Origin of the sequence: Cedecea sp. VD22, from assembly GCF_037150195.1 — a bacterium.
Lineage (GTDB): Bacteria > Pseudomonadota > Gammaproteobacteria > Enterobacterales > Enterobacteriaceae > Cedecea.
Genome location: NZ_JBBCPX010000001.1, coordinates 1,130,279 through 1,151,933, shown reverse-complemented (window position 1 = coordinate 1,151,933; position 21,655 = coordinate 1,130,279). Strand labels below are relative to the sequence as shown.

At 55.7% G+C, this 21,655-nt stretch carries 20 protein-coding genes and 2 tRNA genes; 8 read left to right on the top strand and 14 right to left on the bottom strand.

What is annotated here, in order from left to right; all coding sequences use genetic code 11:
• Nucleotides 1-358 precede the first annotated feature (358 nt).
• From cbl to WFK85_RS05395, 6 genes are all read right to left on the bottom strand, one after another.
• Nucleotides 359-1,303 (bottom strand): HTH-type transcriptional regulator Cbl, encoded by a 945-nt coding sequence (gene cbl / locus WFK85_RS05420; RefSeq protein ID WP_008458004.1) that lies wholly within the window; start codon nt 1,301-1,303, stop codon nt 359-361.
• A 106-nt stretch (nt 1,304-1,409) separates the two neighbouring features.
• On the bottom strand, nt 1,410-2,327 hold the full coding sequence (gene nac / locus WFK85_RS05415; RefSeq protein WP_336707540.1) for a nitrogen assimilation transcriptional regulator NAC: 918 nt from the start codon (nt 2,325-2,327) through the stop codon (nt 1,410-1,412).
• A gap of 251 nt (nt 2,328-2,578) precedes the next feature.
• Nucleotides 2,579-3,082: a protein disulfide oxidoreductase gene (locus WFK85_RS05410; RefSeq protein WP_008457996.1), complete on the bottom strand. Its 504-nt coding sequence runs from the start codon at nt 3,080-3,082 to the stop codon at nt 2,579-2,581.
• Entirely contained in the window at nt 3,072-3,701 is a 630-nt protein-coding gene (locus WFK85_RS05405; RefSeq protein WP_008457994.1) for a DsbA family protein, read from the bottom strand. Before WFK85_RS05405 ends, WFK85_RS05410 begins: the two co-directional genes overlap by 11 nt.
• Entirely contained in the window at nt 3,698-5,584 is a 1,887-nt protein-coding gene (locus tag WFK85_RS05400; protein ID WP_336707538.1) for a protein-disulfide reductase DsbD family protein, read from the bottom strand. The genes WFK85_RS05405 and WFK85_RS05400 overlap by 4 nt, the downstream gene beginning before the upstream one ends.
• 48 nt (nt 5,585-5,632) lie before the next feature.
• Complete coding sequence (locus WFK85_RS05395) at nt 5,633-5,998, bottom strand: hypothetical protein (protein ID WP_034808929.1); 366 nt, start codon at nt 5,996-5,998, stop codon at nt 5,633-5,635.
• 191 nt (nt 5,999-6,189) lie between these two features.
• Here WFK85_RS05395 and WFK85_RS05390 point away from each other — a divergent pair.
• Together WFK85_RS05390 and WFK85_RS05385 are read left to right on the top strand one after the other, a co-directional pair.
• Nucleotides 6,190-6,265: transfer RNA gene (locus WFK85_RS05390), tRNA-Asn, on the top strand.
• A gap of 558 nt (nt 6,266-6,823) precedes the next feature.
• Nucleotides 6,824-7,459, top strand: coding sequence for an acyl-homoserine-lactone synthase (locus WFK85_RS05385; RefSeq protein WP_008457988.1), 636 nt, complete (start codon nt 6,824-6,826; stop codon nt 7,457-7,459).
• A 9-nt stretch (nt 7,460-7,468) separates the two neighbouring features.
• Here WFK85_RS05385 and WFK85_RS05380 read toward each other — a convergent pair whose 3' ends face one another.
• The 4 genes from WFK85_RS05380 to WFK85_RS05365 all read right to left on the bottom strand — a co-directional run bounded on the left by WFK85_RS05380 (nt 7,469) and on the right by WFK85_RS05365 (nt 10,355).
• Nucleotides 7,469-8,173 (bottom strand): LuxR C-terminal-related transcriptional regulator, encoded by a 705-nt coding sequence (locus WFK85_RS05380; protein WP_166991390.1) that lies wholly within the window; start codon nt 8,171-8,173, stop codon nt 7,469-7,471.
• 151 nt (nt 8,174-8,324) lie between these two features.
• Nucleotides 8,325-8,978 carry an oxygen-insensitive NAD(P)H nitroreductase gene (nfsB, locus tag WFK85_RS05375; RefSeq protein ID WP_166991387.1) on the bottom strand — a complete coding sequence of 218 codons (654 nt, stop codon included), beginning with the start codon at nt 8,976-8,978 and terminating at the stop codon, nt 8,325-8,327.
• 62 nt (nt 8,979-9,040) lie between these two features.
• Nucleotides 9,041-9,346: an antibiotic biosynthesis monooxygenase gene (locus WFK85_RS05370; protein ID WP_166991384.1), complete on the bottom strand. Its 306-nt coding sequence runs from the start codon at nt 9,344-9,346 to the stop codon at nt 9,041-9,043.
• Between the two features lies 1 nt (nt 9,347).
• A complete protein-coding gene (locus WFK85_RS05365) occupies nt 9,348-10,355 on the bottom strand; it encodes a zinc-binding alcohol dehydrogenase family protein (RefSeq protein WP_336709874.1) in 1,008 nt (335 codons plus the stop codon).
• A gap of 111 nt (nt 10,356-10,466) precedes the next feature.
• Between WFK85_RS05365 and WFK85_RS05360 the strand changes: the two genes are divergently transcribed.
• Nucleotides 10,467-11,387, top strand: coding sequence for a LysR family transcriptional regulator (locus tag WFK85_RS05360; RefSeq protein ID WP_336709876.1), 921 nt, complete (start codon nt 10,467-10,469; stop codon nt 11,385-11,387).
• Here WFK85_RS05360 and WFK85_RS05355 read toward each other — a convergent pair.
• The gene (locus WFK85_RS05355) at nt 11,384-13,021 is read right to left on the bottom strand and encodes a methyl-accepting chemotaxis protein (protein ID WP_336709877.1); all 1,638 of its coding nucleotides are present in this window, start codon (nt 13,019-13,021) and stop codon (nt 11,384-11,386) included. The genes WFK85_RS05360 and WFK85_RS05355 overlap by 4 nt on opposite strands.
• Nucleotides 13,022-13,221: 200 nt before the next feature.
• On the opposite strand from WFK85_RS05355, the gene WFK85_RS05350 reads away from it, so the two are divergent.
• From WFK85_RS05350 to WFK85_RS05340, 3 genes are all read left to right on the top strand, one after another.
• Nucleotides 13,222-14,676: an AMP nucleosidase gene (locus tag WFK85_RS05350; protein ID WP_008457975.1), complete on the top strand. Its 1,455-nt coding sequence runs from the start codon at nt 13,222-13,224 to the stop codon at nt 14,674-14,676.
• Between the two features lie 21 nt (nt 14,677-14,697).
• Nucleotides 14,698-16,479, top strand: coding sequence for an aminopeptidase P family protein (locus WFK85_RS05345; protein ID WP_336709878.1), 1,782 nt, complete (start codon nt 14,698-14,700; stop codon nt 16,477-16,479).
• Between the two features lie 128 nt (nt 16,480-16,607).
• A tRNA-Asn gene (locus WFK85_RS05340) sits at nt 16,608-16,683 on the top strand.
• Between the two features lie 125 nt (nt 16,684-16,808).
• Here the strand turns inward: WFK85_RS05340 and WFK85_RS05335 are convergent.
• The 3 genes from WFK85_RS05335 to WFK85_RS05325 form a co-directional block, all read right to left on the bottom strand.
• On the bottom strand, nt 16,809-18,197 hold the full coding sequence (locus WFK85_RS05335; protein WP_336707535.1) for an APC family permease: 1,389 nt from the start codon (nt 18,195-18,197) through the stop codon (nt 16,809-16,811).
• Entirely contained in the window at nt 18,187-18,390 is a 204-nt protein-coding gene (locus WFK85_RS05330) for a hypothetical protein (protein ID WP_336707534.1), read from the bottom strand. Before WFK85_RS05330 ends, WFK85_RS05335 begins: the two co-directional genes overlap by 11 nt.
• 185 nt (nt 18,391-18,575) lie before the next feature.
• Nucleotides 18,576-19,994, bottom strand: coding sequence for a glutamine synthetase family protein (locus tag WFK85_RS05325; protein WP_008454958.1), 1,419 nt, complete (start codon nt 19,992-19,994; stop codon nt 18,576-18,578).
• 212 nt (nt 19,995-20,206) lie between these two features.
• On the opposite strand from WFK85_RS05325, the gene puuD reads away from it, so the two are divergent.
• Both puuD and puuR read left to right on the top strand, forming a co-directional pair.
• Nucleotides 20,207-20,971 carry a gamma-glutamyl-gamma-aminobutyrate hydrolase gene (gene puuD, locus WFK85_RS05320; protein WP_008454959.1) on the top strand — a complete coding sequence of 255 codons (765 nt, stop codon included), beginning with the start codon at nt 20,207-20,209 and terminating at the stop codon, nt 20,969-20,971.
• A 25-nt stretch (nt 20,972-20,996) separates the two neighbouring features.
• Nucleotides 20,997-21,554 carry an HTH-type transcriptional regulator PuuR gene (puuR, locus tag WFK85_RS05315; protein WP_008454961.1) on the top strand — a complete coding sequence of 186 codons (558 nt, stop codon included), beginning with the start codon at nt 20,997-20,999 and terminating at the stop codon, nt 21,552-21,554.
• The last annotated feature ends 101 nt before the right edge of the window (nt 21,555-21,655 follow it).

Genomic DNA, 21,655 nt, shown 5'->3' with positions numbered 1-21,655 from the left:
ATGAATGCGCAAAATCCTCTGCCGCCTAAACAACAGAGAATAAATAGCACAAAGGGATGGAAGCACCTCGTACAGGCTTATCGGATATATTCAGATTAACTTTATGAATTTGATCGGTTTTTTCTTATGGTCAGGCCAGATAGATAGCTGAAAGCTATTAATTGATTTGCGATTGATCGATGATTTGCGATAAGGAACGTTTTTTTATTCTATTTTTAGGGGAACCATACTTTGCCAAACACTATTTTTTTAAATACAGCAAGCGCGAGGTAAATATAAATTCACCCCGCGCCGGTTTATTTAATTATTTAATATTTCATTAACAATACTGAATTACCCTTTTCAGGGCAGGGAAATATCAGATTTGATAATCGATGGCGGGTTCTTCTGGCTCCAGTGCCAGGCGCTTAATTTCCTCGACCGACAGCTCAGGGTTACACAGCTCAATAAAGCGCCAGACATAGTTCCGCTGCAGTTGCCCACGGCGGATCCCGAGCCAGACGGTGTTCGCGTCAAACAGGTGGCGAGTGTCCAGCCGCACCAGGCTCCCTTCTTCCCCACTGGCCTGGTCGGCCACCAGCCCAATACCCAGGCCGAGTTCAACGTAGGTTTTAACCACGTCGGAATCCTGCGCGCTAAGCACAACATCAGCCGTTAAACCACGCCGGGCAAACGCTTCGTCTATACGAGAACGCCCGGTGATACCCTGCCGGTAAGTGATCAGCGGCCAGCGACTGATATCGTCCAGCGTGAGCGGGCTGGTATGAATTAACGGATGTCCCTGCGGAACCAGCAGGCTGTGATACCAGCGGAACCACGGGTAGGCCACCACCAGAGGATCGGTGCTCAGACGTTCGCTGGCGATGCCAATATCTGCCGCGCCGCTGTGCAGCAGCGATTCGATTTCCTGAGGCGTGCCCTGAATCAGCTCGAGGCGAACTTCAGGGAATAAGGCGCGGAAGGCTTTGATCACCACCGGTAGGCTATAGCGAGCCTGTGTGTGGGTGGTGGCGATAGTCAGGACACCGCTGGTGTCGTTGGTAAAAAGATCCGCCAGGCGACGCACGTTGCTGGCTTCGTTGAGAATACGTTCGGCAATCACCAACAGGGCTTTACCCGGTTCGGTCATACCTAATAACCGTTTGCCGCGGCGGATGAATATTTCAATCCCCAGCTCTTCTTCCAGCTCGCGAATATGGCGGCTGACGCCAGACTGAGAGGTGAAAAGCATATTGGCGACTTCGGTGAGATTGTAGTCCCGTCGCGCCGCCTCGCGGATTATTTTTAGTTGCTGGAAATTCACATCGCCCCCGGGATCGTGACTGTTCTTTACACCATTGTTAAAGTCACAGCCCCGGCGGGACAAATAATAAAAACCAGCAACCTATTCCATTTAGTAATAAGCGGAGTTAGCCCACCAGCATCAGTTCGCGATTTTCCAGCGCCGGGCGGGTGACCAGAGACATAAGAATTTCTTTTACCGCCTGGGCCTGAGGTGAAAGCGGTAAACGTGCGGACAGGTTCAGCGACAGCGGTAAATTTAACGACGGGCTGGCAATGCGTGCCATCCAGCCACCGGCTGAATCGGCAAGTGAACGCGCGGCGGATTCCGGCAGCACGGTCACGCCCATACCGCTGGCAATAGCCGCAGTTAAGGTCGAAATAGATTCGATCTCGCCGATAATTTTTGCCGTCAGGCGGCGCAGGGAGAAAGCCTCATCCACGCGCTTGCGAACCGCGCTGTAGTCGCGGGGCAGGAAAAGATTCATGGCGGCAACGTCCGACAAATCAACGCTGTTACCCGGACAGTCACGGGTGCCCACGAGGAACAAATCCTCTTTGAGCAGCGGCTGGCTGGTCAGCCCCGCCGTTGGCGTGCGGTCATACAGCACGGCCATATCAAGCTGTCCGCTGAGCAGTTTGTCATTCAGCTGTGAACCGCTATTCTCATGCAAATACACCTGCACATCCGGCAGTTCGGCACGCACGGCCTGCAGCAGCGGCATGGTAATAGAGGATGCCGCCATCCCCGGCGCAAGACCAATCGAGACGAGGCCTTGCATAGTCTGGCCCACGTTATTCACCGCCAGCTGAGCCTGCTCACACTGGCGCAGAATCGTCCGCGCGTGGGCATACAAAATCTTCCCGGCTTCCGTCGGCGTGACGCCGCGTTTGGTGCGGATCAACAGCTGCTGATCCAGCTCCCCTTCCAGAGTGGCAACCTGCTGGCTGAGCGCCGGCTGTGCGATGTGCAGTACTTCTGCGGCCTGGGTCAGGCTGCCAATATCAACAATTTTTACGAAGTACTTCAGTCGTCTTAAATTCATTTTGCCCCCTATTACGGAATGCCAGTGCCAGTCATGGCTGTGATGTCGTAAAAGGTTTTGCAATATGCTTGCCACATTTTTCGTTTACGGCGCAAACGAGATAACAGGCTGGATAATAAGAGAAACTGATAAAGCCCCCACGAGGATTAACGAAACAGGAGGCTTACTTATGCCCCATAAGAGATACAAATGCACCGCGATGGTGCATTTCAGGAAAAAACTGCGTGCCGGTGATAAGCCGGCACGATGAATCACACGCCGGCCCACCACAGGCGAATTTTCATTCCCCAGTAGCTCGTCCAGCCGCTGGTAGTGGACACGACCTGGCCTTTATCGACGATGACGAATGTCGGCGTGACGCCAATTTGCCAGCTGCGGGAAATGGCGCCATCGGCATCATTGACCACCGGGAACTGGACGCCTTTACGCGCCAGCCAGCGGGAAACCTCGCGTTCATTACCTGAGCGTAGCGCAATGGTTATCACGTTCTGCCCTTCAGCCTGCAGCTTCGCCACGTCCGGCGTGGTAAAACGGCAAACTGCGCACCAGCTGGCCCAGAAATAGACCAGCAGCGGGCGTTCCGCGCTCAGCGCGCCGAGCGTGACATCCTGCCCGTCCAGCGTGTGCAGCGGCGTGGCATCAAAAGCCACTGGGGACTGGGGCGCACGCCACCAGTCCATCACCAGCATCACCCCCGCCAGCAAAATCAGCAGAATTAAGCCTTCCCGCAGCCAGCGCCGCAGCTTACTTGCCATGGGCAGCCGCCAGTTTTTCTTTTACTACCTCTTCCAGCGTTTCCCACGGAACCGCCCCAGGGATCATTTCATCGCCAATAATGGTGGCTGGTGTGCCCTGCACGCCCACGATACGCGCTAGCTGAAGGTTGGTGCTTAAGGTTTCCATACTTTTTTCATCCGGGGTGACCGGCGTTGCCCCGCTCTTTTCAACCGCAGCCGCAATGCTCGCCGCATCGTGATAGCCCTTCTTCTGCATCAGTTTTTCATGCAGTGCCAGGAACTGATCTGGATGCTGGCGCCAGGTCGTCAGGACAGTACGCGCCGACAGCACGGAGCTTTCCCCTTTAAACGGCAACGGCTTCACGATCACCGCCACATCCGGGTATTTCTCCACAATTTTTTCCAGCATCGGATCGAGCTGTTTGCAGTACGGGCAGTTGTAATCGGTGAAGTTCACGAGGGTTAACACGGGCTTTTTAGCACCAAATCGCGGACTGGCCGGATCGTTAAACAACGCCTGTTCAATCAGCACTTCCAGCTGCTTTTGTTGATCGGCGGAAAACGGCGCGGGGACTTCTTTTGCCGCCAGCGCCAGGCCGGAGAACAGCGAGAGGATTAGAATAAAAGCGTATTTCATGGTTTCGCTCCTTTGGCATCATCCAGGGTTGTCAGCACCGAATCGCGGGAGAGCAGCGTCGGCAGCACTTTGCCTTCCGGCAGGCCTGGGCCATAAATTTGGTTGAACGGCACGGCAACCTGGCCGCGGCTTCTCAAAAAGTCAGTGATTTGCTGGGACGGCAGCGTCCAGTCGCCGCGCAGGGCAACCACATCCGGTGCCTGTAGTGCAGCCTGCACGTCCTCTTTGCTGAGCACGTTGTATTTGTTGGCTTTACAGGTAATGCACCAGTCAGCGGTGACATCAATAAAAACGCGCTTATGCTGCGCCAGCGCGTCCTGAATCGCCTGCTCGCTGAGCGGCTGCCAGGCGATATTTTCCTGCGCTGGTTTGCTAGTCGAAACACCGAAATGCACCAGCAGCAGGCTTGCCAGCCAAATCGCCGAACCTAACATCAGCAGGCCAAGCACGCGGCGCAGCCAGGTCATCCACTTGCCCGGGCGGGGCAAACGCATCGCCAGACCGGGACGGAGCGCTATCAGCAGCCACGGCAGACTCATCCCCAGCCCTAAGGCCAGGAACAGCCCCCACAGCACCGGGTAAGAAGCCGTGAGCGCCACCGCCACCGCCGTGCCGAGGAAAGGCGCGCTACACGGCGTCGCCAGCAGCGTGGCGAAAGCGCCCTGCCAGAAATGCCCGGCCATGCCATTGCCGCCCTGCGTTGCCAGCCGGGTGTTCATATTGGAAGAGAGCCTGAATTCAAACAGGCCGAACAGGTTCGCGCTGAACACCAGCATCACCAGCGCCATAAAACCGATGAACCACGGGTTCTGGAACTGAATGCCCCAGCCCAGCGCCTGGTTGGTCAGCCGCAGGACGGTCATCAGCAGCGCCAGCGCCATAAATGAAGCGATGATCCCCGCCACCGAGGCTAAAAACTGGCGGCGCACCAGGCCCCGGTCTTTTTGCTGCACCAGCAGAATAGAGCCCAGCTTCATGCCCAGTACCGGGAGTACGCACGGCATCAGGTTAAGGATTAGGCCGCCCACCAGCGCCATCAGCACGACCTGCCAAAGCGGGAAGGCATCATTTCCCCCTGCCGCGGCGGGTGCTGAACCAATGGTGAGCGTGTTTTGCTGAGCAATGCCGTTGTCGGCCAGCACCAGGGTGACTGATTTCCCTCGCAAATCTGGCGCACCTTCTCCCCAACTGTCGCTGACCGGTACGGTGGCCTGCAGCGAGTCGCCGTCGATGCGGAACGCAGGCTTACCAAGATCGGCCTCTTCCGGCGGGTCAAGATAAAGGCCCGGACTTGTCCAGCCTCCGGCACGCACGGCATTAATTACCAGGCTTCCCGGACGATAATCGGCTTTGAGCGAGTCGGTCAATCCGCTTTCAACCGGCACCTGCCCCATCGCCTGAGCGAAATCATGGGCAAACTGAGCATTTGCCGCGGAAGGCGTGACGCTAAAGGAATAATCGGTCAGCAGGCAGACGTTGCTGCAGGTAGAAAGCGTCAGCACGCCGCGGATAGTCGCCGGCAACGGGCCGTGAAACACCATCGGAATGGTGACCCGATCGTGGTAGCCCTGGGTCGTGATCCCGGCGACGTCAAAACGCGCAGGCGTCGGCCAGAACCACTCTACTTTGGGCATCTCACCCTGCCAGGCAATAGCTGGCGCAACGCCGCCTTCCCCTGGGGATCGCCAGTAGGTTTTCCATCCTTTTTCGAGCTTCACGTCCAGTAAAAGACGCGTTTCTTTACTGCCCGAGGTATCTGCGCGCAGCCTGACGCTGGCGTGATCGTTATCCGGCGATTGCAGCCAGACTGACTCTGCTGCCCAGGACACGGGCAACCAAAGCATGAGCAGGCACAGCAGCGCCTGCCTGAAGCGAATAAACATGTTTTTTCTCCATAAATGATTAACTAACTGTCGGAAACAGCCGGTCTGTCATTCACGGAAGACGCAGAAACGAAGATGTACCCTGAGGGTGGGAGGTGAAGTCGCTCTTGGAGCTGAAAACGGCATTCGCGTGGAACGCACGGGCGCCAATAAGGAAAGCAGCAGGCAAAGTGCGAACAACGCCCCATCAAACAAGACTGGCGGCACGCTCAATAATGATTTAGCGCTAAGTTCGCACGGCGTGACCGGCGAGTCAGCGTCAGCCTGCGGGTTATCCGCCTGGGCAGCAACGGCGCTGGCCGCGGTTTCCATCTGCAACGCGTGCAGGCCCGCCATGCGCTGCGCGGTACAAACCAGTACCACAACACATGCCAGGCAAAGAAACCAAATCCCTATACGCCGCTGTTTTACCATCAGGTCCTCACTGTTTAACCCGGCTTATCTTAGCGGCTGGCGAAAGATTGGCAATCTTTGTGCTGTAAAGTTATGTCTGAGCCTGTTTTCTGGCAATTTTTGCTTGTTTTATCGGCAAACGATACAAAAGACGCTTTGGAGGCTTTGACAAGGCCGTGTGGCCTCGCTAATATGCGGCCCGTTCACACGATTCCTCTGTAGTTCAGTCGGTAGAACGGCGGACTGTTAATCCGTATGTCACTGGTTCGAGTCCAGTCAGAGGAGCCATATTTAAGAAGCCCGCTTAAGGAAACTTAAGCGGGCTTTTTGCTTTTGATTTTTCACAAAGTTTTCTTTCCTTCACAAAATTCATTTTTCCTCTGCATCAGCCGTTCACTTTTTAAATTAGTCGGCTACTATTCAGTTATACCGTACGCTTTTCACGCACCCCAGCCCCGCCGCGTTATAAAATATTTACCCCACATGCAGGCCGTTATGTTAGTAAATTTTCGCGGAGAATTGCAGCATATTGCAGGGAACTGCATTGAACGAGCAGGCTTCTTAATCGATATAAAAGAAAAGCCCCCGCAAATGCAGGGGCTTAATTTTCTTTATTTTTATTTTTTGTAATGTAAAATTACAAGTGCTTACAATCTTGTGCATCGGGAAATCGGTGTACTAGATAATAATCTGTGAACATTTCCCTTGGTGTTGCTCAGGTCTTTGACCGCCTGACCCGCTTGCGTGTTGGCGCGGCCGGTCAGGATTTTTTTAAGTTTAGAGAAGGCCTTAGGCAAAAAAAAGCTGTCTTTAAGTACAGGGGACCTCCACATACAGGGATACGCGATGTGTTCTGCAATTGAATTTTTTATAAGTAATCATAATGATTTACACCCCGGTCTCGCCCGGGAATTGTATGCGTTACGCAAAAAAACATTTCACGAACGGCTCGAATGGAAAGTGGAATGTGAAGATAATCAGGAAAGAGATCAATTCGATAACGCAAATACAACTTATTTAATGGGCATGTTGGAAGGTAAATTATTTTGCGGCGCACGCTTTATTGATGCCAAACATCCGACAATGACAGATGAAATATTTTATCAATATTTTAATAACATTAGTTTACCAAAAGATATTCCATGCTGTGAAATTACCCGATTATTCCTCGACAAAGATCGTCGTGACGAAGGTAATTTACGCACCCTACCCGCCAGTAAAGCATTATTTCTGGCGATGATTATGTATTGCATGAAAAATGGCTATCCCGGTATGCACGCGGTGACAAGTCGGGGAATGTACGCCATTTTCCGTCAGGCCAACTGGAAAGTTGATGTGCTGCAGAAGGGGCTCTCAGAAAAGGGCGAAGCGGTTTATTATATTTACATGCCTGCTAATCAACAGGTTATAGAAGATATTATTAATAAAGATAAAAACAGCGCATGGTTGCGTGAGACGCTCACCCAGCTCAATAACCTGTAAGCTCGTCGGTCAGGCATCCAGATCCAACAACCTGAGTTCGATACTTAGTTTAACCGCGTGACGCGCATTGTTAACGCCAAGCTTTTTCATGGCATTGCCCATGTGGAATTTCACCGTGCGCTCGGTAATGGACAAGATAGTCGCAATCTCGCCATAGGTTTTTCCGGTATAGACCCATTGCAAAATTTGCTGCTCACGCGGTGACAAGAAAACATTCTTTTTCTGCCGAATATCGCTGTATAAATTCAGCATTTTTTGGTGCAGCTTGATAAAGAAAGCGATCGCCGCCTCACGGTTTTCAGTGAGGTTAACATCTGAAGGCTGATGGCTAATCAGCGAAAGCACCGCAAGATTGTTCACATAGTCGTGGAGCGGATAAGTATGCCCCTGCACAATATTGTGCAGTGAACCTTCGTCAAAAATACGCTTCAGCGTATACCCGGAAGAGACCATCATCCCGCTGTCCCATGAAAAATCCTCCAGGGTGCTGAGAGACCGGACAATCACTGGGTCAATAAATTGATATTTATTCTCGAGATAAATGTTAAACCATTGCGGATTGTTATTAATAATACGCATTTGGGAAGGGTCTTTCTTATTCATCACAGCATACGCGTAGGTCGTATGTTTGTAATCCAGAATAAATTCATCAAGTTCGCGCTGAATTAATGAATTTACTTTGCTGTCATTATAATACGTGTCCTTCACAACCATCGCCGTCCGTAGAATTAAGAGAACAAAGTATAGATCATTTCCCTTCGCTTGCCACACCTCAATGCCACCGATTTGATGAATAAACGCAGGAATGGCCTAATATCCATTCCTGCGTCAGCCAGGAAAAGTTAAATCAAGTTATTATCACGCCTTAGATTTCGGTCAGGATCTGACTGAAATCGAGGCGCGACTTTGGCAGTCCAGCGTTAAAGTCCTCCACGCTGCGATAGCCCAGCGCCACCATCACCACGCTGGTCAGGCCCTTCTCGCGCAGGCCAAACTCTGCGTCCAGCGCGGCGGCATCAAAACCTTCAATCGGCACGGCATCAATGTTCAGGGTGGAAACGCCCAGCAGCAGCGTACCGAGGTTGAGGTAAACCTGTTTCTCCATCCAGTGCTGCGCATCTTTCAGGTCAAACCGGTGTTTATTGGCATAGAAAGAGCGGCCTTTGTGCTGCCCTTCTTTGGCCTGTTCCGTGGCAAAGCGCCCATCATCCTGCTCTTTTTGCAGCAATGTTTGCAGGTGCGCATCGTCATAAACTGTTTTGGCGCAGAACACCACGACATGTGAAGCATTCAGCACTTTAGGCTCGTTTGCCGCGTAAGGCCCGGTGGTCGCTTTGGCAATACGCGCCTTGCCTTCATCACTGCTTACCAGCAAGAAATGCCACGGCTGCGAGTTGGTGCTCGACGGGCTCAGTCGCAGCAGATTTTTGATTTTATCCACGTCTTCAGCGGCAATTTTTTTAGACGCATCAAAAGCTTTCGTGGCATAGCGCCGGGAGGCAGCATCAACAATGTTCATTATTTTTCCTGAATAAGTCGTTGTGTTTTGCAGCGGCCAGCCTGGCCGCCGCGAGTAAAGTGTTAAACGGCAACTTCGTCCAGCGGAACCAGCTTCAGCGGTTCCGCCAGCAGGGCGTCCATTTGTTTCACAAAGGCCTGGAAGTGAGGCAGCGTATTGTGCAGGTCGAGCGCCTGCTGCCCGCGCCATGACTCGCGAACGTAAAACGTATCCGGCTCTTGCTGAAGCTGAAACAGGGTGTAGTCGAGGCAGCCAGGCTCCAGGCGGCTCGGCGCAACCAGCGCCTTCAGCGCGGCTTTCAGGTTATCCCGCTGGCCGGCTTTCGCCTTCAGCATGGCAATAATCGTCAACGTTTCTGCCGTTGCCATATCAGAATCCCTCCAGCACAATTTTACCCACCGCACGCCCGGTTTCCAGCAGCGCATGGGCGCGGCGAAGGTTGCCCGCGTTGATTGTGCCATAGTGTTCGCCGAGCGTAGTTCTTAACACGCCCTGGTCGATAAGCGTGGCCACGCGCGTCAGCAGATTATGCTGCTCAATAATATCGCTGGTGACGAACATCGAACGGGTGAACATAAACTCCCAGTGCAGCGAAATGCTTTTGGCCTTCAAGGCGCGAACGTCCAGCGCGGTCGGATCATCAATTAGCGCAAATTTCCCCTGCGGGATGAGCGCCTCAATCAGCTGGGCATAATGTTGTTCGGTATTGGTCAGGCTGGCAACGTGCGTAACGTGCTTCACGCCAATACGCTGTAATTCTTCCGTCAGAGGCTGGCTGTGGTCGATAACGTGGTGGGCGCCGAGTTCGTTCACCCACTTTTGGCTTTCCGGGCGAGAGGCGGTGCCAATCACGGTGGCTTTTGTCAGCCTGCGGGCAAGCTGGGTCAGAATTGAGCCCACGCCGCCGGCCGCGCCCACAATCAACAGCACGGCATCTTCACTGCCGTTTTCCTGAATACCCAGGCGGTCGAAAAGCATTTCCCACGCGGTAATTGCCGTCAGCGGTAATGCGGCAGCAGCGGCATTTTCCACGGACTGAGGCTTAAGTGCCGCAATGCGTTCGTCCACCAGCTGAAACTCACTGTTGCTGCCCGGGCGAGTCAGCGACCCGGCGTACCACACGGTATCGCCAGGCTTGAACAGCGTGACGGCTTCACCCACTTCCACAACGGTACCCACGGCGTCCCAGCCCAGTACGCGAGGGGTTTCGCTACTAAAGCCACTGCGAACTTTGGTATCAACGGGGTTCACGGAAATGGCGTTCACCGCCACCAGAATGTCGTGCCCCTGAGCAACGGGCTTCGGCAGCGTGATGTCCTGCAGCGCATCAATATTGCTGCCGTCTTTTGCGGCGTGTGTAATAGCAATAGCTTTCATAGCAGCTCCAATAAGGTAATGGGTTCATCAATTGAGTAAAATCATGGTACAAGGAGCGCGTCAGGTGAAAAACCGGCGTCAGGAAACAACACTTATACTCGGAGAGTGAAAATGCTCAGGCTGGAAGACCTTGCGCTGTTTGTCAGGGCGGCGGCGTTAAACAGTTTTAGCGATACCGCCAGGGAAGCCGGGCTGCAGCCAGCCCAGGTCAGCACCGCCATTAAGCGCCTGGAGCAGAACCTCAATATTCGCCTGTTCGCCCGCTCAACGCGCAGCCTGCGCCTGACGCCCGAAGGTGAAGCCTGGCTGCCATACGCCCAGCAGGTGCTGCAGACGCTGGATGCCGGGTATGAACAGATCCAGCCCCCCAGCGACGAAGTACGCGGCACGCTGCAAATCGCCGTCCCTTCGGATCTTGGGCGAAATCTCCTGTTGGATGTTTTTCAGCAATTTCGCAGCACTTACCCGGCGCTAAGCCTGAAACTTCTGTTTTCCGATCGAATCACCGACGTGTTTAAAGATCCGGTGGATGTGGCTTTTCGCTACGGCAATAACGATGATGCGTCTTACATCGCCCTGCCGGTCGCGCCAGAAAACCGCCGCGTGCTGGTTGCATCTCCCGCCTATCTGGCACGCTATGGCGAACCCCAAACCCTTGCCGACCTGGCCCAGCACAATGCGCTGACGTTTGTGCTTCGCGGGCGGGTGCACAATAGCTGGTCGTTCAGCCTGCGCGGCAAAATGCAGCAGGTGGCGGTGAAAGGTTCAATGATGAGCGATGATGCGGAAGTCATTCACCGGCTGGCGGTAAAAGGGGAAGGTATGACCTACAAATCCTGGCTGGATGTCAGCGACGATGTGCAGGCAGGCCGTTTAAAGCTGCTGCTGCCGCAGTATGAAGGGGACAGCATTCCACTGAATCTGATTTGCCCGCACCGTAAGCAACTGTCGACCACGGTGCGGCTGCTGCACGAAGCGGTCAAGGCACGCTGCGAAAACGCGATGCGCACCCTGCCCACTATCGAAACTTAAAACGTGACCCAGTCATCTCCTGCCGTGGTGGCTGCTGCGGCTTTTGCCTGAGGTTTGACTTTCGTTTCCACCACGGCGTGTTCTTCGCGCCCGGACAGACGGAAACGCGCCACCGCTTTTTGCAGCATTTCAGTCTGGCCTTCGAGCGCCGCCGCCGCCGCCGAGATCTGCTCCACCAGCGCGGCGTTTTGCTGCGTCACGCTGTCCATTTCGCTAACCGCCACGCTCACCTGAGAAATACCTTTGCTTTGCTCGTCCGTTGCCGAGGCAATCTGCTTCATAATTTGCGTGGTGTCAGACACCGCCTTCAGCACCTCTTTCATGGTGTTGCCTGCCTCGTTGACCAGCGCCGCGCCGCTGTTCACCCGGTTTACCGAGTCGGCAATCAGCGTTTCAATCTCTTTCGCCGCGCCCGCACTGCGGCTGGCCAGGTTGCGCACTTCCCCCGCCACCACGGCAAAACCTCTGCCCTGTTCACCTGCGCGGGCGGCCTCAACGGCAGCGTTTAGCGCCAGAATGTTGGTCTGGAAGGCAATGCTGTTGATGACGCTGGTGATCTCACTTATTTTGCGGGAACTGTCGGAGATCCCTTCCATCGTGACCACCACATCACCCACCAGCCTGCCGCTGCGGCTGGCGGTTTGTGAAGCTTTTTCCGCAATGCTGCTGGCCTGGCGCGCATTCTCGGCGTTGAATTTAACCGTGGCCGTGAGCTGCTCCATGCTGGCGGCAGTTTCTTCCAGCGCGGCGGCCTGTTCTTCGGTGCGTGAAGAGAGATCGTTATTGCCGGAAGAGATCTCCGCCGAGCCACGATAAATGTTCTCCGTGCCGCTGCGAATCGCGCTCACCGCATCACGCAGGCTGCCCTGCATCTCGGCCAGCAGCGGGAACAGTTTGCCGACGCAGTTCCGCCCAAAGTCCTCCACCGGATGGCTGAGGTCGCCTTTCGCAATGACCGAGAAATGATCCCGAATGCGGTCCAGCGGTTTCACCAGCAGGTTCACCAGATAACGATCGGTAAACAGCAGGATCAGCAGCCCAATCACAATCGCCACCAGCACGGTGATTTTCATCAGGCGAGTCAGAGAGTCCACGGCAACCCGTGTCCGGTCCAGTCGTTCTTCGGCCACGGCGGTAAACTTGCTGCTGCTGGCTCCGAAGGCACGGCTGAGCGGCGGCGTGACCTGGGTGGCCTGCTGGCGATAATCCGACGCGCTTCCCTGCTGGGCAAGCTGCATCTGTACCGCCACGCCGTTATCTAAAAGCTGCTGCCATTTTTCGATCACGTCGGCGGAAACGGCCGGATCCATTGGCCCAGGCGAAACGCTCTTCAGACGCTCAAGTTCGCTTTTCATGTTATCCAGCGCTTCCTGCACGGGCTTAAAATCGGCAGCTTCCCCCGCCGCCTTCGCCTCCATCACCCGCGAAAGACGCGTAATAAAGCGAAAATACTGGTCGTTGCCTTTGCTGAGTATCGTCATCTGCGACACCAGCTGATGGTCAACGGCGTTGCCGTCCCCCAGCTTCGCCAGCGAATAAACGGTAAACACGCCCACGGCTGACCACAGCAGGCAGAACAGCCCCAGCACGGTGAGCAGTACCCGGCGTACGGTAAAATTCTTTAACATTCCCATGTCGTTCCCCTCATCGTTATTGTCGTTATCCCATCAAGCTCGGGTATCAATGGGGTTATCGGCAGCCTCTGCGCGGGTATTCATTTTTTTGTGATGAATTTTTTATGAGGCTCGCAACTCTTCCCGTCTTCCGCTTCCGTTCTGCGCCCGGCGTGACATACTGAGACACTAACCCGGCGAGAACCGGTAAAGGAGAATCAATGAATAATAACGTTGTATGCCAGGGGCTGACGCCTGCTGAAGCCCTGGACAAGCTGGAAGCATTGTACGAAAGTTCGGTAACCGCCCTTCGCGATGCGATTGCCCTCTACACCCAACATGGCACGCTGCCGGACGTAGACGCGCGTTCCGACGGGCTGTTTGTCTACCCCGAACTGCGGGTGAGCTGGGACGGCGTTCCCCGTGGCCCGAAAAATACCCGCTCCTATGCCCGCTTTACCCACTCCGGCAGCTACACCACCACGGTGACCCGTCCCGCGCTGTTTAAGAGCTACCTGCACGAACAGTTGAACCTGCTGAGCGAAGACTACGGCGTGCACATTGAGGTTGGCCCTTCTCAGCATGAGATCCCTTACCCATACGTGATTGACGGCCTGAACCTCGACCGCACGATGAGCGCCGGACTGACGCGCCATTTCCCAACCACCGAGCTGTCACAGATTGGCGATGAAACTGCCGACGGCCTGTTCCACCCGACGGAAGCCTGGCCGCTGTCGCACTTTGACGCCCGCCGCGTGGATTTCTCGCTGGCTCGCCTGCGCCACTACACCGGCACGCCGGTGGAGCACTTCCAGCCCTTCGTGCTGTTCACCAACTACACCCGCTATGTGGACGAGTTTGTCCGCTGGGGCTGCCAGCAAATCCTCGACCCGGACAGCCCGTATATCGCCCTGTCCTGCGCCGGAGGCACCTGGCTGACCGCCGAAACCGAAGCCCCGGAAGAGGCGATTTCCGACCTGGCGTGGAAGAAACACCAGATGCCGGCCTGGCACCTGATCGATAAAAACGGCAGCGGCATTACGCTGATTAACATCGGCGTAGGCCCGTCCAACGCCAAAACCATCTGCGACCACCTCGCGGTGCTGCGCCCGGATGCCTGGCTGATGATTGGCCACTGCGGCGGCCTACGTGAAAGCCAGCAAATTGGCGACTACGTGCTGGCTCACGCCTACCTGCGTGACGATCACGTACTGGATGCTGTGCTGCCGCCGGATATTCCTATTCCAAGCATCGCGGAGGTGCAGCGCGCCCTTTATGACGCCACCAAGCAGGTCAGCGGCATGCCGGGCGAAGAAGTGAAACAGCGCCTGCGCACCGGCACGGTGGTCACCACCGATGACCGCAACTGGGAGCTTCGCTATTCAGCTTCTGCGCTGCGCTTCAACCTCAGCCGCGCGGTGGCTATCGATATGGAAAGTGCGACGATTGCCGCACAGGGTTATCGCTTCCGGGTGCCTTACGGCACGCTGCTGTGCGTTTCAGACAAACCCTTGCACGGCGAAATCAAGCTGCCGGGCCAGGCCAACCGTTTCTATGAAGGGGCGATTTCCGAGCACCTGCAGATTGGCATTCGGGCCATTGATTTGTTGCGTGCCGAAGGTGAAAAGCTGCACTCGCGCAAGCTGCGTACCTTCAACGAACCTCCGTTCCGTTAATAAAAAGAATAAGGAAGCTGGATGCAACACACTTCATCACTCGGCGCACTGCGGGCGCTGCTCCGGGAGCGCGAGCTGGATGGGATCATCGTGCCGCGCGCCGATGCCCATCAAAGCGAATACTGTGCGCCTTATGACAATAAACTCGAGTTTATCAGCGGCTTTACCGGTTCCGCCGGGCTGGCGCTAGTGCTTGCTGACCGCGCCCTGCTGTTTGTGGACGGGCGCTACCAGGTTCAGGCTCGCCATCAGGTGAATCTGGCAGAGTTCGAGATTCATCATCTGCACGACGAGCCGCTGCACCTTTGGCTCCGCGATAATCTTCCGGCAGGTAAACGCATCGCCTTCGAACCGCTGCTGATGGTCAACAGCCAGTACGAAAGCCTGCGTACCAGCGGCTGCGATCTGGTGGCGTTAGATGACGATCCGCTTGATGCAATCTGGCCCGATCGCCCAGCAGCACCCTGCGGGGAAATCATCGCCATGCCGGATGAAATCAGTGGCGAAAGCGCTGCGTCAAAGCGTGAGCGGATCGCCCAGGTGCTGAGCGCAGCCGGGGCGGATTATCTGGCGCTGACGCAGCCGGACAATATCGCCTGGCTGCTGAACGTACGTGGCTCGGATATTCCAATGAGCCCGGTGCCGCACTCCTTCGCACTGTTGAGCGCCAGGGGTGACATTGAATGGTTTGTAGCGGAAGAAAAACTGCGGAAGCTGGATAAAGCCTGGCTCAACGGCATCACGCTCCGCCCGATGAGTGAATTCCTTGCCCGCTGCCAGCAGTTGGCAACCGGGAAACATACCCTCATCGACGCGGACTCTGCGCCGGTCGCCGTGCGCTTTGCCGTGGAGCAAGGCGGAGGCAGGGTGCTGTGGGCGCCGGATCCTGTCACGCTAATCAAAGCCAATAAGAACGAAACCGAACTGGCAGGCTACCGCGACAGCCACATCGAAGACGGCGTGGCCTGGGTGAATTTCCTTGCCTGGCTGACCCGAGAAGTGCCGCGCCGCGAAGCCGCAGGTAACCCGGTCACCGAGCTGGAGGCGCAGGAAAAACAGCTGAGCTTCCGCCAGCAGGGCTCCACCTTTACCGAGCAAAGCTTTAGCACCATTTCTGCCGCGGGCAGCAACGCCGCGATGTGCCACTACCACTCTTCGCCGGAAACGAATTTCGCCCTTACCGCCGCGCAGTTTTACCTCAATGATTCCGGCGGGCAGTATATCAACGGCACGACGGACGCCACCCGTACGCTCAGCTTTGGCGAGCTGGATGCGACCCGCCGCCTGCACTACACCGCCGTGCTGAAAGGCTTCCTGGCGCTGATCTCGCTGCAGTTCCCACAGGGGACTCAGGGCCACCAGCTCGATGCCTTTGCCCGCCGCCCGCTCTGGGAACTGGGGCTGGATTACGATCACGGCACCGGGCACGGCGTTGGCCACCGACTGATGATCCACGAAAATCCGCACCGCATGGCGAAGAAAGTGAACCCATGGCCGATGCTGCCGGGCAACATCCTCACCATCGAACCGGGTTATTACCTGGCGGACAGCCACGGGATCCGCATCGAAAACCAGGTCGAGGTCATTGCCTCCCGGCCTGGCTTCTGCAAATTCTCGTCGCTGACGCTGATCCCTATCGACCTGTCAGCCGTCAACGTTGATTTGCTCAGCTCACAGGACATCGCCTGGCTTGACGACTACCACCAGCAGGTGCGGGAAACGCTCTCCCCGCGCGTGAACGAAGAGGTGCGTCATTGGCTTGAAGCCGCCACGCAGCCCGTTAGCCCGCTGTGCAAGCAGTAACCTTTCAAGGCCGCGTTTGCGGCCTTTTTCATTGATTTGCTGGATTAATCGGCAGTTAAACGCATTTCACCAAAACAGCCTTTGACAACCCGGACTCACGCCGTTAGTATTCGCCCCGTTCACACGATTCCTCTGTAGTTCAGTCGGTAGAACGGCGGACTGTTAATCCGTATGTCACTGGTTCGAGTCCAGTCAGAGGAGCCATATTTAAGAAGCCTGCTTAGGAAACTAAGCGGGCTTTTTGCTTTTCTGAGCTGACAAAAACCAGAACAAAAAAGCCCGCTTAATGCATATTAAGCGAGCTTCTTTTTCTCTAACGCAACCTTCCCTTACTCCCAGGCGCGCTCGGCCTTAGTGGCGTCAAACACCGGCGGTGGCCTGCGGAAGCGGCGTGTGAGGAAGGCCAGATACAGAATACCGACCGCCGCCCACACCAGCCCCAGCGTCAGGGACGTCACTTCCAGGTTCACCCACAGCACCGCCACCGTCGCCGCGCCAATCAGCGGCAGAATGAGGTAATGCAGCTTCTCGCGCCAGGTTTTGTTGCGGCCTTCACGACGCCAGAAGTGGTTAAACACCGACAGATTCACGAAGGTAAAGGCCACCAGCGCGCCGAAGTTGATCAGCGCCGTCGCCGTCACCAGGTCAAAGAACAGCGCGGACAGGGCCACGATCCCGACCATGAGTACGTTCAGCGCCGGGGTGCGCCATTTCGGGTGTACGTAGCCGAAGTATTTTTCCGGGAAGACGTTGTCGCGGCCCATCACATAAAGCAGACGCGAAACGCTGGCGTGGGAGGCCAGCCCGGATGCCAAAGTGTTAACGAAGGTGGTGCAGAGGAAAATCGACTGGAACAGCTTGCCGCCAACGTACAGCGCAATCTCAGGCAGCGCTGCGTCCGGGTTTTTAAAGCGGCTGATGTCCGGGAAGAACAGCTGCATAAAGAACGAGGCAACGATAAAGATGATGCCGCCGTAGGCCGCAGTCAGGAAAATAGCTTTCGGGATGGTGCGCGCCGCATCGGGCGTCTCTTCCGACAGCGTGGTCACCGCATCGAAGCCGAGGAACGAGAAGCAGACTATCGTCGCGCCGGTAATCACCGGGATCAGGTGCGCATTTTCGCTGATAAACGGCTGCAGCGACCAGACGGTGCCCACGCCTTCGCCTTTGTGCAGCCCCTGCACCACCAGAATGATAAACACCACCATAATGGCGATTTGGACCAGCACAAACAGAGTGTTGAAGTTCGCCACCAGATTGACGCTCTTCAGGTTGGCCGCCGTCAGGATGCAGACAAAACCGACCACCCAGATCCACGGCGGGACTTCCGGGAACAGCGCCGAAAGGTAGATTTTTGCCAGCAGGACGTTAATCATCGGCAGGAACAGATAATCCAGTAACGATGACCAGCCCACCATAAAGCCTACGTGCGGACTAATGGCCTTTTGGGCGTAGGTATAAGCTGACCCGGCCTGCGGGAACTGGCGCACCAGTTTGCCGTAGCTGATGGCGGTAAACAGCACGCCCGCCAGCGCAAGCAGGTAGGATGCCGGGACGTGGCCGTCGCTGATGCCGGACACAATCCCGAAGGTATCAAACACCGACATCGGCGTGAGATAGGCCAGGCCCATCACCACCACCTGCCAGAGTTTCAGAGATTTACGCAGCTGCGGTTTTCCCGCCTGCGAAACAATATCTGCGGAAGAGTTAGTCGCCATGACGATGTCCCCCCACGCGAATACAGGTTTGCGAAACGTTGTTCGTTCGGGCAAACCTGCTTAGCCTGGGGGTTAATCCTAACTGTCGGGGAACGGCAATGGGGTTCACGCAGGCCACTGGCCCGTCGTTGTCAATACGGCAGCAGCGTTCGCCCTCGCCGTGCGGATATTTAAACATTTGCATCTGCATCATTTCATTTCCTCGTCGTACACATTGTCGTTAACTGAAGACCCGTTGCCGCCCGCGCTCCATTACGCGACTTCGGGAAATGGCAGGTTGCCCTGCAAAACGTCCGGCCTGGCTCCGCTCAGTCCGTATGATGCTACTTATTTATTCGCGTGCCCGGACACGTAAGCTCTGCCGGGCAGGCGCCACACTCAGGCGTTTTTCAGCATCCACTCAATTTCAGTTTCTGTGATTAAACGCTCAAACTGCACCAGCTCATCGTGCTTGCACGCATGGAAAACGTGGCTGAAACGCTCGCCCAGCAGGTCGCGCAGACGATCGTTCTGGGTGAATTCCCACAGCGCGTCGCTCTGGCGGATCGGGAACGGCAGCCCTTCCTGCTCCAGCCCGTTGCCCTCTACCTCTTCCTGCAGCGGCAGGTCGTTATCCAGCCCATGTAAAATCCCGGCCAGAATAGTCGCCATCACCAGATACGGGTTGGCATCCGCCCCCGCCACGCGATACTCCACGCGATGGTTGTCTCTGTCGCCACAAGGAATACGCAGCGCCACGGTGCGGTTGTTATGCCCCCACGACGCCTGAGTCGGGACGTACATCCCCGGCTGGAAACGACGCCATGAATTCACGTTCGGGGCCAGCAGCGCCATAGAAGAAGGCATCAGGTGGATCATGCCCGCCAGCGCGCGCTTCAGCAGCGCTGAGTCTTCGCCGTCGGCGTCCGCCAGCACGTTTTCACCTTTGTTATTCAGCACGCTGATGTGGATATGCATCCCGCTGCCCGCATGCTCTTCATACGGCTTCGCCATAAAAGTGGCGTGCATCTTATGCTTCTCGGCGACAGTTCGCACCAGACGTTTTAACGCCAGCGCATCATCGCAGGCATCCAGCACGTTATCGGTGTGGTGCAGGTTGATTTCGAACTGCCCCGGCGAGGCTTCCGCCACCGCGCCATCGGCGGGGATCAGCTGCAGGCGGGCCAGGTCGTCGATGTCGGTCAGCACGTCGGCGAAGTGGTTAAGGTTATCGACGGAGTAGACCTGGCTTTGGGTATTGCGATCGTCGGTGCCCGGCGCGCAGGGCGGCTGCAGGTAGCCTTCGGCGTCGCGCTGGCGGTCAATTAAATAGAACTCCAGCTCTACCGCTACCACGGGGAATAGACCACGCTGGCGCAGCTGCTGCCAGAGTCGGTTCAGCACGTTCCGCGGCTCAACGTCAAAGGGAGCGCCATCTTCATCCAGCATGGTCAGCATCATCTGGCCGATAAATTCCGGGTCAGCCGCCGAAGGGGTCAGCGTGCCCAGCACCGGCACGCAGCGGCGGTCCGGCTCGCCCAGCTCCTGCCCCAGCCCGGCCTCTTCTACTACGTTCCCGAGAATATCCATGGCAAACACGGACGCCGGGAAGTAACAGCCCTTCTCTACCTTACGCAGCCCGGCCACCGGAATACGTTTCCCCCGGAAGCAGCCGTTCAGGTCAGTGAGCAGGACATCGACATATTGGGTATTGGGATAACGTTCAAGGAAGGTATTCACTTCGCGTGCAAACGCGCTACTTCGTCTCTCTTCGGAATGCTGAACAAAATTCTCAACTTCTACGATATTGGTTTCCATGATTCACCGCCGTTGCGTTGGATGCCGGTCGCTGATGTCGACCGTTAAATATAATGTCCACTTATCGACAATGGTGTGAAACAAAATGTTTGTCAAATGTTAATTTAAGTTTGCAAGACAGTTAAACCGCTGCTAAGTTGAGAAAATATTGAACGGAAATGGCCAACATGGAATCGTTTGGAAATAATTTAGTCCAGAATGTGAGGTTGATCATGGTCGATATATTTGACAAGCCATTAATCGGTGTTGTGATGTGCAGAAACAGGCTTAAGGGTCATCTGACCCAAACATTGCAAGAAAAGTACCTGAACGCGGTATTGAATGCAGGCGGCTTGCCCATTGCCCTGCCCCACGCGCTGGCAGAGCCGGAACTGCTGGAAGCGCTGCTGCCAAAACTGGACGGGATCTTCCTGCCGGGCAGCCCCAGCAACGTGCAGCCGCACCTCTATGGTGAAAACGGCGATGAGCCTGACGCCGACCCCGGGCGTGATGAACTGAGCATGGCGCTTATCGCCGCCGGGCTCAAAAGGCGCATTCCCATTTTCGCCATCTGCCGGGGTTTACAGGAACTTGTTGTCGCCACCGGCGGGACTCTGTATCGTCGCCTGAGCGATCGTCCCGAGTTTCTGGAGCACCGTGAAGATCCGGAACTCCCGGTGGAGCAGCAGTATGCCCCATCACACGAAGTCCAGGTTCATGAGGGAGGATTGCTTTCGCAGTTGATACCGGGCTGCAACACGTTTTGGGTGAATTCATTACATGGCCAGGGAGCGAAAACGCTGGGTCCGCTGCTGCGCGTCGAGGCGCGTTCACAGGATGGTCTGGTGGAGGCCGCGAGCGTTCACGATCATCCTTTTGCCCTCGGGGTTCAGTGGCATCCGGAATGGAACAGTAGCGAATATGCACTATCGCGTTTGTTGCTTGAGGGTTTTATCACCGCCAGTCAGAACCACCTCGCTGAAAAGCAGCGGCTCTGACCACTACCGTTAAGGAAATGCCATTATGAGCGATGACGGCCTGGCGCCGGGTAAACGTTTGTCAGCGATCCGCCAGCAACTGGGTCTCTCTCAACGTCGTGCCGCCGAACTGTCTGGATTAACGCATAGCGCCATCAGCACCATAGAACAGGACAAAGTCAGTCCTGCTATCAGTACGCTGCAGAAGCTGCTGAAAGTCTACGGGCTGTCGCTCTCCGAGTTCTTCGCGGAACCGGAAAAACCTGATGAGCCGCAGGTCGTGATTAATTACGACGATCTGATTGAAATAGGCAGTCAGGGTGTTTCAATGAAATTAATACACAATGGGAATCCTAACCGTACGCTGGCGATGATCATTGAGACCTATCAGCCGGGAACCACCACCGGCGAGAGGATCAAACACCAGGGTGAGGAGACAGGCACGATACTGGAAGGTGAAGTGGTTTTGACCGTAAACGGCCAGACCTGGCACCTGGTTGCGGGGCAAAGCTATGCCATTAATACCGGCATGCCGCACAGCTTCAGCAACACCTCGGCAGGCATCTGCCGCATTATCAGCGCCCATACCCCCACCACGTTCTAATTATTTTCAGGCCTGAGTAATCAGGCCTTATTTCAAAACCTTTTTTAACAGGACTTATTTCCTGGGGCTTTTTGCAGCCCAAATTTGCCTGAAGAACCCAG